Origin of the sequence: Micromonospora sp. NBRC 110037, assembly GCF_001652995.1 — a bacterium.
Classification (GTDB): Bacteria; Actinomycetota; Actinomycetes; order Mycobacteriales; family Micromonosporaceae; genus Micromonospora; species Micromonospora chalcea.
In genome coordinates this window covers 2,395,066-2,409,196 of sequence record NZ_BBVA01000002.1, presented here as the reverse complement: position 1 = coordinate 2,409,196, position 14,131 = coordinate 2,395,066, and the positions used below count along the sequence as shown (strand labels likewise).

Annotated in this window: 9 protein-coding genes, 1 tRNA gene and 1 pseudogene; 2 read left to right on the top strand and 9 right to left on the bottom strand. The window is 69.5% G+C overall.

Features of this window, described 5'->3' with window-relative positions:
* Window positions 1-125: 125 nt before the first annotated feature.
* Together A4R25_RS09795 and A4R25_RS30570 are read left to right on the top strand one after the other, a co-directional pair.
* A tRNA-Pro gene (locus A4R25_RS09795) sits at window positions 126-199 on the top strand.
* 132 nt (window positions 200-331) lie between these two features.
* Window positions 332-1,966, top strand: a complete 1,635-nt coding sequence (locus A4R25_RS30570; RefSeq protein ID WP_157539013.1) for a restriction endonuclease — start codon at window positions 332-334, stop codon at window positions 1,964-1,966.
* A 53-nt stretch (window positions 1,967-2,019) separates the two neighbouring features.
* Here the strand turns inward: A4R25_RS30570 and A4R25_RS32140 are convergent.
* The 9 genes and pseudogenes from A4R25_RS32140 to A4R25_RS09755 all read right to left on the bottom strand — a co-directional run.
* Window positions 2,020-2,951 (bottom strand): annotated as a pseudogene (locus A4R25_RS32140) (tyrosine-type recombinase/integrase); the annotation flags it as partial.
* Window positions 2,952-3,165: 214 nt separating this feature from the next.
* Window positions 3,166-4,254: a hypothetical protein gene (locus tag A4R25_RS09785; RefSeq protein ID WP_082930959.1), complete on the bottom strand. Its 1,089-nt coding sequence runs from the start codon at window positions 4,252-4,254 to the stop codon at window positions 3,166-3,168.
* On the bottom strand, window positions 4,251-6,311 hold the full coding sequence (fxlM, locus tag A4R25_RS09780; RefSeq protein ID WP_064446389.1) for a methyltransferase, FxLD system: 2,061 nt from the start codon (window positions 6,309-6,311) through the stop codon (window positions 4,251-4,253). The genes A4R25_RS09785 and fxlM overlap by 4 nt, the downstream gene beginning before the upstream one ends.
* A gap of 9 nt (window positions 6,312-6,320) precedes the next feature.
* Window positions 6,321-7,607: a lanthionine synthetase C family protein gene (locus tag A4R25_RS09775; protein WP_064446551.1), complete on the bottom strand. Its 1,287-nt coding sequence runs from the start codon at window positions 7,605-7,607 to the stop codon at window positions 6,321-6,323.
* Window positions 7,604-10,711, bottom strand: a complete 3,108-nt coding sequence (locus A4R25_RS09770; RefSeq protein WP_197494867.1) for a lantibiotic dehydratase — start codon at window positions 10,709-10,711, stop codon at window positions 7,604-7,606. The genes A4R25_RS09775 and A4R25_RS09770 overlap by 4 nt, the downstream gene beginning before the upstream one ends.
* Before the next feature lie 97 nt (window positions 10,712-10,808).
* The gene (locus A4R25_RS30565; RefSeq protein ID WP_082930958.1) at window positions 10,809-10,967 is read right to left on the bottom strand and encodes an FxLD family lanthipeptide; all 159 of its coding nucleotides are present in this window, start codon (window positions 10,965-10,967) and stop codon (window positions 10,809-10,811) included.
* 121 nt (window positions 10,968-11,088) lie between these two features.
* Complete coding sequence (locus A4R25_RS09765) at window positions 11,089-11,790, bottom strand: N-acetyltransferase (RefSeq protein ID WP_064446388.1); 702 nt, start codon at window positions 11,788-11,790, stop codon at window positions 11,089-11,091.
* 14 nt (window positions 11,791-11,804) lie between these two features.
* On the bottom strand, window positions 11,805-13,298 hold the full coding sequence (locus A4R25_RS09760; protein WP_064446387.1) for an APC family permease: 1,494 nt from the start codon (window positions 13,296-13,298) through the stop codon (window positions 11,805-11,807).
* A 38-nt stretch (window positions 13,299-13,336) separates the two neighbouring features.
* Window positions 13,337-14,074, bottom strand: a complete 738-nt coding sequence (locus A4R25_RS09755) for a GPP34 family phosphoprotein (RefSeq protein ID WP_030502740.1) — start codon at window positions 14,072-14,074, stop codon at window positions 13,337-13,339.
* Window positions 14,075-14,131 lie beyond the last annotated feature (57 nt).

Here is a 14,131-nt window from a genome sequence, read left to right as displayed (position 1 = left end):
GCGCCACACCCTCCTAGGATGCTCTAGGGGGTGTGGCGCGCGGCGCGGGAGGGGCCTCTGCGCACGGTGCGAAGATCCTGCGCTAAGCTGTACCGGCTGCCGCAGGGGAGACCCGGCGGGGGCATCGGGACGTGGCGCAGCTTGGTAGCGCACTTGACTGGGGGTCAAGGGGTCGTCGGTTCGAATCCGGCCGTCCCGACGGTATGTAGCCGCAGGTCAGCGGCAGGTTCTCGCTAAGCCGTGGGCCTGCCCTCGGTCGAGGCTGGGGACCGTCTGGGACCGTTGCTGGCCCCGAAGGGCCAAACGGAAGCCCCAGCGGGGTGGAGGGCTTGTGCCGGGGTTCGAGGTTGAGATCGATCCAGAGCATCAGCATCTGAGTGAAATCTGCTCGGCGTACTGGGCAACGCGCGAAGACGGCTCGTTTGCCCACGCTGTGAAGGATCTTGCTGACACCTTTGGCTACCCTTCGTACAAGGTCAGCAAGGTTGTGTCCGAGGCTTGCTATGCCCGCTCGGCCGAGCTTTGCTGTAGCGAATGTGGCGAAGGCTTCATTTTCCGGTCCCGGGCGCAATGGACGTCCAGTGCTCGGTACGTCGATCGCCGATGTCAGACATGCGTGGAGGCTGAACAGCAGCGGCAGGCTGAACAGCGCAAACGAGCAGATGCCGCGAGGGCGGCAGTCATACGTGATCACTTTCCTGTAGTGGAGGACGAGTCGACCCCTCGTGCCGAGGATCTCGACATGCAGGAGGCTTTCGCGTTGGCTGCCTTGCTGGAAGATGCGGAAGAGTTGTCTCGCGGAGTGACCGCACCAATTGCGCAACGCACTGACCGTTTCACCCCAACTACTGAGTACGATGTAAAGTTGCTCAGCCTATTGCGAGACTCGGGGCTGGTGCAGTTACATCCTTCCTCGTCGCCCGAATCGTTTGTCTGGAACGACGACGGCAGCCTTAGTGATTCCTTCTATCCCACGCACGGTGCCTACTACCTGACTGGTAGGGGGTCCCTAGATGATCGTGTGGACGACTACCTTAAGAGTTTCGGGAAGATTTCTTCGCGTAGCTCGTGGCCGGATCGCTGGGTCGAACAGTTCCCGAGTTTCTGGCTGGACGTTGCCGTCGCGGAGTGCAAGGCATACCTCGTTAACATGCTTAAGCGTCACGGCTTGGAGTTTGCGCCAGGACAGAAAACGGACGACGTGTTCCGCCGGGCTCTTAAGTGGTATTCAATCGGCCAAGTGTTCTACTTTATCTGGCGGGCAGCGAAAGAAAGCGCGGCCTACCGCGTGAGAGAGAAAGTGCCTGCGAAGCAAGCAGCCAATAGTGCGGTAACGAGAATCTCGGCCGATGTTGACCGGGCGTATGCTCAAGGGTGGCAGGTTTCCGTTTACCGGAGAGATTCACGCCTTCCCCTGTCCACTCTGTCTCACCTCCTTTTTGTGCGGTCGCTAGATCTCGATGATCCAATGGCGTACTCGCCGATCGACCTTCCGGTCAGGCGTCCTGGCTTAGAACTTGCTTGGTCGAATGTTGACTCTGGAGCTTTTGAGCGGCTAATTTTTCAGCTGGTAGTCGAGACGGATGGTTATGAGAACGTCGACTGGCTAATGCACACCAACGCCCCTGACCACGGTCGAGACGTAAGTGCAACGCGCCTGCGACGAGATCCTCTAAGTGGTCACAGCTCACAAAGGGTAGCGATTCAGTGCAAGCACTGGCTCTCGCGGCCCGTTCGTGATGTCGATGTTAGTTCAGCAATTGTGAGTATCGGGCACTGGCAGGATCCTCCGTTCGATGTACTTGTGATTGCGACCAGCGGGCGCTTTACGACTGATGCTGTTGCGTGGATTGAGCGGCACAATGCGCGAGGCGGTCGACCCAGTATTGAAGTGTGGAACGATGCGCGCCTGGAAGCGCTACTGAGCGAGCGCCCTCATCTCATCCGGTCCTACGAGCTTCGCTGAGGCTGCTCGGCTGTGCGGAGCGTCCGGACGCTCCGCACAGCCAATCGTCATTACTAAACGGCGCGTGATTCGAATGGTTTCGGGAACCGATGGACCTTGAGATGGGCGCTGAGCGCTATACCCGCTTCTCTGATTGACCGTTGGTCCGGATGTAGGTACCGCTGGGTTGTGGTCAGTGACCCGTGTCCGGCGATCTTTCTTAGGACGTGTACCGGCACGCCTGCGTCGGCCATCCAGGTAAGGCCGGTGTGCCGCAGGTCGTGGCGGCGTAGGTGTTCGTATCCGAGTGCGGTAACGACCTCATCCCAATGCGTCGCGTCGCGTAGTACGGCGGTGCTGACCCGGCCACCGCGTGGCCCGGTGAACAGCCGGGAGTCGGGCTTGGTCGCGACGTCCAGGCGGTGAGCCACGATCGGCCGGACCTCCTCAATCAGCGGCACCGCGCGGCGCGCTTTCCCTTGGTGCCCTTGTCAATGAGACCACCGGGACCGGGCGTGGTTTGGCGACGGACCGTCCACATCCACGTTTCCCGGTCGATGTCCTCGGCGCGGACGCCGGAAACCTCGCCGATCCGGGCGGCGGTACAGGCGGCGAATATCACCACGTCGGCCCATCCGGTGAAGTGATTCGCGGAGCGGTCGACCAGTGCAGCGGCAAGAGTGGTCAGCGTTTCCCAATCGGGCGGTGCCAGTGAGCGAGGATCGTCCAGCTCGTCGGCGGCCCGCTGGTACTCGCGCTGCCAACCGGTCACCTGGGCGGGATTCCGCTGGATGATGCCGTCCCGTACCGCCTGTTCCATCACCCGGACCAGCACGGCGAGACTGTTCTTCACCGTCGATCGGCTGTACTCGTCGGCGATCCACGAGTGCACCGCCCGATCCACCGCGCCATTGGTAATCATCCGAACGGGAATGTGACCGAGCGTCGGTACCACCCGCTTGCGCCAACCCGCCAAGTACGGATCAAGGGTCTTGCGCTCCAAGCCGGGCTGGTACGCCGTCGCTCGTCACCTCTGGAATGACCCCAACAGGAGCCGGCACCCGGAGAGCAGGCTAGCCCAGCGTTGCTCATCACCCTGAAGGGATCGCAACGCGATATTGACGTTCAGCCCGCCGTCCATGGGCACGGCGGTCGCCATCATCCCTGGAGGGGTCGCAAGGAATCCGGTTCGTTGATCGCAGGCGCTCGATTCGAGGCGCTCACCAGGCCTCAGCGATCGCAGCGCGACAAGCGCCGAGGACGCCGTCGATGCGTTCCCGCGACCAGACCGGAAGTGAGACCAAGATCAACCCGCTGGCCGATACGGTGGTCCTGAGTTGGGTGGTGTGCCAGCCGTCAAGGGCCGCCATGAGACCTTCGTGGAGGAGAACTTCGCGGGCAGCGCAGGCGTCACCGGAGCCGACCGCTCTGGCAACCACTTCCGAAACAAGCTTGGGCAAGATTCGCTGATCCGCTCCGGTCGACGCGTCAACGAGCGTCAAGCCCAGCCGAGTTTCGAAGACAGCTAGGCCCTGCGCCGGCCGTAGACCGAGGTAGCCCTCCAACGCGAGGTCCAAGTTCGCACGCGAAGACCTGTCGCACAGGTGGGCCAAGCAGCCGGTGACCACCTCCTCCCACGGCTCACCCCGAGCGGTTCCGGCCACCAGCGCCCGGGCCGACTCCGGATCACCCGCCGTGACATGGGCAATGACCGCCACCTGACGTCCGTCGAGCATCCGCTGGCCGATGCCACGGTGCCGCTCAAGGTGCGCGTACGCCTCGCTCCACCGGCCGGCACCAGCCAGCGCACGGGCGCCCTCCGCCACGAGCACGCTCCACAGCCACTGCTTCACCTCATGGTGTTCGTCCTCGCTGCGAGTCAGCTGACTCGCCGGCAGCGCCTGGCCGTCGATCACCGTGTCCGTCCGTGACGACACCGCCTCGAAGAGGCTCGTGAGGAGGCAAAGAGCGGCGTCGCCGTCGCGGTCGCGAACGTGCAGCCGGGCGAGGTTGACCAAGGGCTCCAGCGCATACCGCGCCGCCCGCGCGTCCAGAGGTACGGCTTGCAGGTACGCGTCGGCGTGCTCGTGGCACCACCTGCGGGCCAGGTCCGGCTGGCCGCAGTCTGACGCGAGCAGAGCAGCCTGGTTGTAGGCGGCCGACGCCGCAGCTCGGTCGTGCTCTCGCACGGCGCGTTCGGCCAGTGCGCACAGATTGTCGACCCGCTCAACCAGCGGCCCAGCGATGGGCCGTGGCCGCGCGACCAGCGGGAAGCGCCGCAGCACCGCGCTGTCCAGCTCCACGGTCACTGCCAGATGACGGTGAGCGGGTGGTGCGGCCGCGGAAGGACGAAGCGTCCGACCGACGGGTCCGCCTCGGCGGGAGCGTCGGGGATTTCGAAGCGGACGTTCCGGGAGCGGTAGGTGGCGTTCCAGGTGCGGATCTCCTCGCTGACCTGGTGTGCGAGGTCGGCGCCGTCCGGGCCATGACCGATGACGCCGACCTCGTACAGTCTGGTGCCGTCGGGTCTGGTCGGGGTGGGCCTGATGGTGAGGTAGGCGAGGTCGGCGCCGCGGGTGGTGGCCATCGCGCCCCAGGGGAACATCGGGGTGACGGTGCCGCGTTCGATGGCTGCGGGTTGGACGTTCATGCGCATGATGGCGTTGTCGAGGCGGCAGGCCAGCCAGAGGTCCATCCACTCGTAGGGCACCATCGGTGGGAAGAACACGTCTGTCCAGATCTTGCGCCGCTCGGTGTGAAGCACGCCGGCCAGTGCCGCGGCGTCGACGTCCTGTTCCTTGTGCACCTGGAGGATCACGTCCTGCTCCGGTGTGATCGGTACCTGCCGGCGGGCGTCGTCGCCGATGCCGCGCAGCGGCATGAAGACGGCCAGCTCGCTGCCCTGGTCGCGCCATCCGCCGTCGTGCCGCTGGAGGATGATCGAGCGGGAGGCGGCGCCACGCAGGCGCAGCGGTACGACGAGTCGCCCATTCGGGGCGAGCTGCTCCAGCCACGCTGTCGGGGTTTCGTAGGCGCCGACGGTGGCGATGATCCGGTCGTAGGGTGCGCCGTCGGGGCAGCCGAGCGCTCCGTCGCCGAGGATGACGTCCACGTTCGTGACGCCGGCCGTGGCCAGGTGCTTGCGGGCCCCGTCGACGAGGTCCTCGTCGACGTCGAGGGTGACGACGCGTCCGTTGTCGCCGGTGAGGGCGGCGAGCAGGGCGGCGTTGTAGCCGGTGCCGGCGCCGGCTTCCATGACCCGGTGGCCGGGTCGTACGTCGAGTTGTTCGAGCATCATTGCCACGATTCGTGGCTGTGAGGCGGCGCTGATGGAGGCGCCTCGGCCGTCGGTCTTGGTGTAGATGGGAGCATCGGCGTAGGCCTGCTCCAGCGGTACGCCGGGCAGGAACAGGTGGCGCGGGGTGGCGCGGATGGCGGCCTCGACGCCGGGCGTGCGGATGATGTTCTCGGCGCGCAGTGCGTCGGTGAGTGCGGCGCGCAGGTCGGCGGGGTCGCTGGTCACTCGATCGACGCTAGTGCTCGTGGGCGTGGGTTCTGCGATCGACACGGTGCTCCTCGTGGTGTGGTGGAAGACGTTGCGGACCGCGAGCGCGGCGAGGGTGGACTGGTCCTGAACGGACAGGCCAGATCGGTTGGCGTGGAAGATGACGTGGTGTGCGATGACGGCGCGTAGCCCCCGTCGGAGGCGGCCGTGCCGGGCGAGGTCGGCGAGCGCCTGGCCGGCGGTTGCGAAGGCGTCGAGCCATGGGCCGAGGCCCACGAGTGGTCCGCCTGTCTTCGCGAGGCTGTGGGCGTCGACGGTCATGAGCCGGTTGATCGCTCGGGCCAGTTCGGCGGCCCGCTCTGGCACTGCGAGGCCGGGGGAGGGCCGGAGGTCGGCGACCTTCGCCCAGGTGTCGCCCTGCTCGTACCAGTCCAGACCGGCGGCGCGCATCAGGACGCTGCACAGCAGCACGGCGAGCTCGCGCCTTCCCAGCGGGGTGGCGGGAGGCAGGTCGAGTAGCAGGTGCCGGCTGTCCTGATGAAACAGCTCGTGGGCTACCTGCATGCCGGCCGACCCGCCGAAGGCCAGGGTCTCCGGTTCGTAGACGCCTCGGGTCCAGTTGGTGATTCGATCCTGGCCCGCGAGTGTCTCCAGCAGGTCCTCGACGCGGTGGGAGGTCGGGTCGTCGGCAAGGTAGCGCCACCGCCAGGTGGGGTACTTCCGGACGTACCACCACCCGTGCAGCACGCTCTCGTCCTGCGCGGCGGCCAGCGCCGGGGCCAGGACGGAGGCGGCGACGTCCTCGGCTGCGGTGGGGTCGGGGAACTCGACGGTGTACTGCCGCCAGGCGGGTGTTGGCATTCGACGTCCTCACGTCAGGGGATGGGCAGGCGGGGCGGTGAGCAGGCAGGCGTCCCAGGAGCTGGTTGACGCGCCCGCGCTGCTGCAGCTGAGGGCCGCCAGCGCGACGCCGGCGGCGCCTTCGAGCAGGCCAGGGCTCGCGGCGGCCAGGTCAGCTGCGGCACGCCGGGGCCCGGCGCCGTCCGGGTCGAGCGCGCCGAGAAGCCGAGGGACCAGCACGCCGAGGGTCCCGGCGGTGTCGGGCAGGGCGTCGGCGGCCATCCGGTGCGCGATGTGGGCCAGGCCGGCGTGGCCGTGGCAGAGCGACGGGTCGGTGGTCGCCGCGAGCTGGCACGGGTCAGCGAGAGCGCGTACGAGTGTGCCTTCGGCCGTGGCGCGGCGGACGTGATCGTTCAGGGCCAGGGCGGCGAGTTGCTGGGCGCGCGCCAGGCCGGCGGTGCCGTAGCACCAGGACGGCCGCTGCACGCGGTGGACCTCGGCGCGGTCCGCCCGGAGTTGCCGTCTGGTGATCCAGTACGGCCAGAGGGGACCGGGCTTGGAGTCGTGGCACCATCGGTCGAGCCAGGTGCAGATCGTTGCGATGGCAGCGGTCTGACCGTCGACGACAATGCCGTGCAGGGCCGCGAGCGCCAGTAGCGCCAAGGGTCCGGCGATGCCGTGGGCCGTGCCGTTGTTGCCGTGTCCGCCGGGGAAGCGGGAGTGGGCGCGGCCGGAGGGCCCGCTGCCGGTCCACCAGCCTGGTAACACCTCGCTGCCGACGGGTAGGGGCTGCGTCAGCCGGACCAGATACCCGAGCACCGCGGGCAGTTCCTCGCCGTCGGGTGCTCGGCGGAGCAGGTACGCCCCGACCCCGGCCAATCCTCGGATGGCGTCGAACTCGGCGAGCGCTGGTAGTTCCCCGACGTCGATGCGGGCGTGCGCGGCGCTCACGCGGCGCCGGGCGTCCGCGGCTATCGTCCGGTCGAGGTCGTCGAGCGCGCGGGCGTACGCGCCGGGCCGGTGGGTGGCGGCGCAGGCGAGGACGTGGGCGAGCGCGGGTGCGCCGTGGAATGGGTGGCTGTCGGGGCCCGCCGTTACCGGTCGGCTGGTAGCGGCGGTGAGCCAGTGGTGGGCGCGTTGCCAGGGTCTTAGCCCTGCCGCTGCCAGTTCGACGTGCAGCAGGGCGATGCCGGGTACGCCGAGGGCGAGTGACTGCTGCCACCAGGGTTGCCGGATCGGCAGCCGTGGGTCGTCGGGATGGGCGAGCAGATCGGCGACTGCGACAGCGAGGCCGTGGCTCTCATATGGAAGGGTCATGGCCGGCTCCGGGCGAAGTAGGCCAGGGCGGCGGCGCGGGCGAGGTAGCGGCACCGGTCCTCGTCGTCGAAGTCGATGCCGACCGCGCGGATGTAGTGGGCGTGCATGAGGGAGCCGAGGACGTCGTCGCTGTTGATGCCGTCGGTGTGCGGTCCGGGTAGGTGGGTCCGGTAGACGGCGAGGGCGATGTCGCGGTTCTTCCAGGCGTCGACGATGGCGGTGGCGCCGGGGACAGCGCGCAGTGCGGCCCAGTCGTCGCCGGGGTGGGCGAGTCGTACGGCTTCGTGGAACAGCGGCCGCTCGACCGGCTGCGGCGCGGTCGGGGGTACGTGGTCGATGAGCCAGCGCATGCCGGCGTCGACGTTGCCGGTGTAGGCAACGGCGATAGCGGCGATCTGCGCGGCGACGAGTGCCTGTCGGCGCGGGCGGACGGGCTGGCGTAGCTGCGTGAGGACGGCATGGGAGTCGGCGATGAAGACCGCCTCGGCGGCCTGCATGGCCGCACCGGATCCCCACCGCCCGGTCTCGGGGTAGGACGCGGCGTACTGGACCTCCCGCAGCAGGCCACGTCGGCGTAGATCGTCGGCCCATGCGCTGACACGTCCGGCGGCCGGTCCGAATGCCGACGGGTCGGGCAGGGCGATGCGGAGGCGGAGATGCTGGTCCGGGTCGCGGAACCGGAGGAACCACCAGTCCGGCGGCACCTCCCACTCAGTGAGCAGTCGGGGCAGGTGCTCGGCGAGGAGGAGGTCTTGTCGGCGGATGTCTCCGTAGAGTTTCGCGAGCAGCAGCGGAGAAGCGGCAGGGCTTAGGCACTGGTCTCGTCCGATGACGCGGGCCGGCGTCGGTGTGGGCAGGGGCGGCCAGGGTGGTCGCTCAGTGGCGTGCAGCGTCAGGATGACCTCATGCGGACGGCCGCGGCACCAGCCGAGTTCCTGCGGGGTGGGTGCTTCCACGAGGACCGCTCGCGGTGCGGTGAGCAGGTGGGTGCGCAGCAGGACGCGGTGCGCGGACTCGTCGAGGTCCAGCGGCAGACGCCGGTCGGCTTCGACCAGCTGCACCAGCCGGGGCAGGCGCCTGCGGGCCCGCCACTGGTCGAGGGCGTCGTCCCAGGCGTACCAGGGCTGCCGCCGGTCGGGCAGCTCGGTAGCTTCCAGCCGCCAGGTGGCGGGGGCGAGGATCGCGCGCCCGTAGCGGATGCGGGGATGGAACGGCAGCTTGGCCCGGGCGGCGGCGCCCCAGTCGAAAGCGGTGACCTGGGCGCACTGGGCGCGGCCGAGTTCGATGAGGAACCGGGCCAGTGGTGGGGTGTGGGTGCGCAGGTTGAGCGCGTGCATGCCGACGGCTTCGATGCGGTGGCCGTGGTCGGGTGCAGCGAGGTACATGCGTCGGCCGTCGCAGCCGACCGCCAGGTCGTCGACGGCGAGTACCGACCGGTTCGGGCGCCGGTGCTCGGCCAGGCTGATGACAGTGGGCAGGATCTGCGTGGCGCGGGTGACGTGGGCGGTCGCGGGATCCAGCGGCGGGAACGACATCTGGGCGGGCACCGTGCCGCGATCGGCGGTGGGCAGGTCGGTCAGGCCGGCGGCCAGCTTCGCCGCGTCGACCGCCCGCAGCACGCTGAGGAACCGGCCGGTGAGTCCGCCGGCGCCCCGCGACACGGAGGTGACCTCGACGGTGAACCTGCCGCGCGCCAGGGCGGCTTCGCCGGCGGCGTGCACGCGGACGCTCGTCTCCAGGTGTGCCGGCAGCCGCAGCCGTGGCGGTCCCAGCTCCAGTTGTGCGATCAGCTCCTCGTCGAGCAGCACCTCGTCCGCGCCGTCCAGGGCGGCGCGCTGGGCGAGGGCGAGGAGCAGCTCGTCGCGGCGGGACAGGGGTGTTCGTGGCTGGTCTGCTGGGGTGCCGGGGTATCCGTCGGGGAAGCCGATGCCGCTGTCCGGGTCGACGACGTCGCGTACCGGCACCAGCGAGCCGATCCCGTACCGTTCGTAGAAGCGCTGGTGGTAGGCGCGCCACGCCGCGGTGCCGTAGGGGTGGGCGCTGAGCCGGGTCAACGCCAGGGCGGCGCGTTCCACCTCCCGCGCCACCTGGTCCGGCAGCGTGACCGACGCGTCCAGCCGGAGATCCACCGCGAGAGGCTCGTGGACGGAGATGCCGAGAGCACGCATCCGGGAGGTCACCTGGGCGCGGGCCTCGCGACCGTCTGCGCCGTGGGCGGTGCGGTGGCGTCGTAGCGCGGTGTGGATGTCGCGCAGGGCGCGTACCAGGTCGGCGACCGCCGCGATGCCGCCGGCATCGACGTCGTCGAGCTGGAGCAGCAGGTACGCCAGGGCGTCGGGTTCCGTGCTGGGCGCGCGCAGGCTGGTGATCAGCGCGCCGCGGGTGATCAGCTCGGCGAGCATCCCCTTAACGGTCGCCGGTGCAGCGCGCGGGAATGCGGCACACAGCTGCGCGGACAGTGCGTCGACCTGGATCGGGGTGTGGGCGGCGGTGATCGCGGCGCGGACCGGCGCGGTGTACCGCAGCGACACCTCCACAGCCGTCGTGCCCTGCGGTCGGGTGTCCGGCTGGTAGGGCAGGACGAGCCGGTCGTCGCGTACCGTCATGGTGTTGTTCGCGACCACCGGGAGCCGGGCGACCAGGTCCGGGCATCGTTCCAGGTGGGTGATCACGTCGGCGAGCCAGGCGGCGCCCGCCCGGGCGACGGCCTGGTGTGCGGTGCCCCATCGGGTGGGCGAGCGTGATCCGAACACGGCGGGTGCCACCCCGGCGAGGAGACCGAACGGGGTCGGCCGGCCGCGTAGGCGCTGCGTGTAGCGGGCGACGGCCTGGATAACCCGCCGGGTCTCCCGGACGGTGAGGGCCTCTTCGGCGCACAGCCTGGCGACCTGCGCGGCGAGTACCGGGCTGGCGTGGCTGATCGCGTCGACGATGGTTTCGTTCGTCCACACCTGCCGCAGCCATGCCACCCAGCCGGGGACGAGGGCGTCGCGTGGTTCGGTCAGGTCGGGCCACGGCGGCAGGTCGATGTCGGGGTGGGCGGCCGCGCGGACGAGCGCGGCACCGGTCGACCGGTATGCCGGAGAGCCTGTGGGAGAGCGCACGCTGCACCTCGGGTGGATGTCGGTTGGGGTGCCGGCCGGCGCGGAGAATGGGGGCGTGTTGCCGCGCCGGCCGGCCTTTCGGGGGAGGTTTCGTCGGTCAGGCGACGTTTGTGGTGCAGGCGGTGCAGGTGCTGCCGCAGCCGTCGTCGGTCAGGTTGACCAGGCCGGCGACGTCAGCCACCTCCAGCAGGCTGACGTCCAGGTCGAAGTCCCTGCCGTCGGTGGCCGTGGTCTGCTCCGCGGTGCTGGTGGACATGTCTTCCTCCGATCTCGAGATCTCCCGGGCCGTGGTGACCCGAGGTGGTGCCGGGGTGGCCGCGTCCCGGTGACGCGTCACCCCTACCGCCCGATGCGGACGGAGCTTGAAGCGACCGTGGTCAGGCACCACGGGCTGATATGGCCCTGGAAGCGGCAGCCGGCCGGGCTCGCCGAGCTGGTCGTTGCTCGGTGTCGGGAAACGCCGCCGTGCCGGCGGCTCCGGCCGGCCCGCGCCACATCCGCCAGATCGTGGGTCCGCTGATGGGCAGGATCAGCGGCGGTCCAGCCCGGTAGCCGAGCCGCAGGTACAGCCTGCGGTTGCGCATGTTGCTGGCCTCCAGGTAGGCGGGCAGGCCCAGCGCGTCGAGCCGGCGGTGGTAGCTGTCGAGCAGGGTGGTTCCGACGCCGCGGCGCTGTTCGTCGGGGCTGACCGCCACGTACGCGAGGTAGTGGTGCGGTTCGCGGGGGTGGAACACGTCGAACATGGCCTCGAGGAGGGTGAACTTCGGCGCGTACGGTCCGGTGGCGGCTTCCACCGCCGCCTGGTGCTCCGGCGGCGCCGCGGGCGGAGGTTCGGGCCGGGCGTACCAGATCGCGACGGCGGACCGGTCGGTGGTGGTGTCGACGTGGCCGTGAGCGAGCCCGTGACGCAGGACGAGGGTGAAGTACCGGCGGTAGACGGCGCGACGGTCGTCGTGGTCAGGGACCAGCCAGTCGGCGACCAGCCCGTCGAAGAACGCGTCGACGAGTACGGAGACCAAGGGGTCGGTGTCGGCGGGAGTGGCGCGACGGATGGTCACGCCGGTGCTGGGGGCGGTCATGGTGAGCTCCTTGTTCAGACCGGCAGGCGGAAGCTGTCGGTGCGGCGCAGGGGCGCGGTGGCGCTGTCGGCGCCGAGTCCGATGGCGTCATAGACCTGCGGCCGCGTTGCGCGCAGGACCAATGCCCAGGCGATGCCGGCGAGGGCGGCAATGGCGTAGGCGGCCGGGAAGAGCCAGCGCAGCGGTGAGTGCGCGTCGACGCCGAGGAGGATGTCGAACTCCTGTAGCGTGGCGGCGAGAAACCCGGTCAGCGTGAGCGTGGCGAGCAGCGGCGCGACGAAGGCCGGCCACCAGCCTTCGCCGTGGGCGATACGGGCGAAGAAGCCGATCACGGCGGCGGAGGTGACGGTCATCAGGATCAGGACGCCGAGGCCACCGGTCACCGTGACCCAGAAGAACAGGTGCACGATCGGGTCCGCGCCGACAGTGGCGTAGGCGATGAGGACGACCACCGCGAGAACGCTCTGCAGGATCGACCCGACCTTCGGGGCGCCGGTGCGGCGGCTGGTCCGGCCCAGTACGCCGGGCAGGACCCGCTCCCGGCCGAGAGCGAACAGATACCGGGCGACGGTGTGGTGGAAGCTCAGTAGCGCGGCGAACAGGCTGGTGATGAACAGGACCCGCCCGACGGTCACGATGCTGGACCCGAGGTGCGGTGAGACGAGATTGAAGATGAGGTCGGTGCCGTCGGCGCGGGCCGCATCGACGATCCTGTCCGGGCCGGTGGCGACGGACATCGCCCAGGCGGACAGGCCGTAGAGCAGGCCGGTGGCGGCCACCGCGATGTAGGTGGCCCGGGCGACCGTCCGACGTGGGTCGCGGGTCTCCTCGGAGAACACCACAGTGCCCTCGAAGCCGACGAAACCCGTGATGGCCGTGACCAGTGCGGCGCCGATACCCGCGGCGAGGATGTGCGACGGGGCGAGGGTGTCGAAGGTGACCGTCCCGCCGGCGGGGTGCCCGACCATCACCGCGTCGAAGACCAGCGCGACCGCGCACTCGGCGACGAGCATGACCGCCAGGACCTTGCCGTTGAGGTCGATGCGCAGCACGCCCAGCACGGCGACTACAGCCCACCCGATCAGCGCCGGCACCCACCAGGTGACGTGCAGGCCGTACTGATCGCGCAGGAACGTCGCGAGGACCGCGCCGAACCCGCCGTACAGGCCGATCTGCATCGCGTTGTACGCCACCAGCGCGACCATCGCCGCGCCGACACCGGCCGGACGGCCGAGCCCTCGGGTGACGTAGGTGTAGAACGCGCCGGCGTTGACGATCCGCCGGGACATGGCCACGAACCCGACCGAGAACAGCGCCAGCACGGCGGCGACGACAAGGTACGCCACCGGAATACCCGCCACGCCGGTGACCGCGTAGCCGGTGGTCGCACCGCCGGCGACCACCGTCAGCGGCGCGGCGGCGGCGATGACGAAGAACACCACCGAGGGGATCCCGAGCCGGCCGCGCGCCAGAACCTCGGAAACAGTGTCAGTAGTCGAATGCGACATCAGGTCTCTTTCGCGAAGAGTGGATGGGGTGGGTGCCGTCAGGAGGTGCGGTGGCTCAGAACCGCGCCGCCGACGACGCTGCCGAGATCGGCGAGCAGATCCCGCAACGGCGGCCACGACTGCTCGACCAACCGCCGCAGATGCGAGCGCACCGCCGGCGAGGCGCCGTCGAGCAGCGTCGTGTCCAGCTGGGTGTGCAGCGCCAGGCCGGCCAGGGCGAGGTCCACGCCGTTCAGGCTCCGGCCGTTGCGCAGGTGCTGGGACAGCCGCGCCCACGACCAGGCCGCGGTGTTGATGTCGGTCGGCACGTACAGGGTGCGTTGCCGCCAGAACGGGCCCGCCTGCTGCGGTCGCACCAGACCCGACTGCCACATCCGCTGGGCGACCTGCTCATAGGCGGACGAGCCGAGGAAGGCGAGCCACACCCGGGTCGCGGTGTGCTGCTGCTCGGCCGCAATCCGGTCCAGGACCAGGTGCTGGAGCCAATCCTGCGGCGGCCGGATGTCCTTGACGCGCACGTGCCCGCGCTCGAACGTTATCCGCCCGCCGTAGTAGAGCTCGACGAGCAGCCCAGCGGCCAGGCCGTGCGCCAACGCCGAGTCGAACAACCGAGGTCGGCCGGTCCGGTCGTCGTGGCACATGAAGAAGAACTCGTCCGCGATCCGGCTGGTCCGCTCGGAGGCGGCGCCGGCGGGCGCCGGACGGGGGACCGGGACAGGCTCGGAACGGACATGCGAGGCGGCGTGCTCGTCAGCGGCGCCGAGGGCTGGATTCACCGCGGCTGGCCTTCCTGAATCGTGTCGTCTGCGTATCGAAGAAGTCGGAGCCGTACG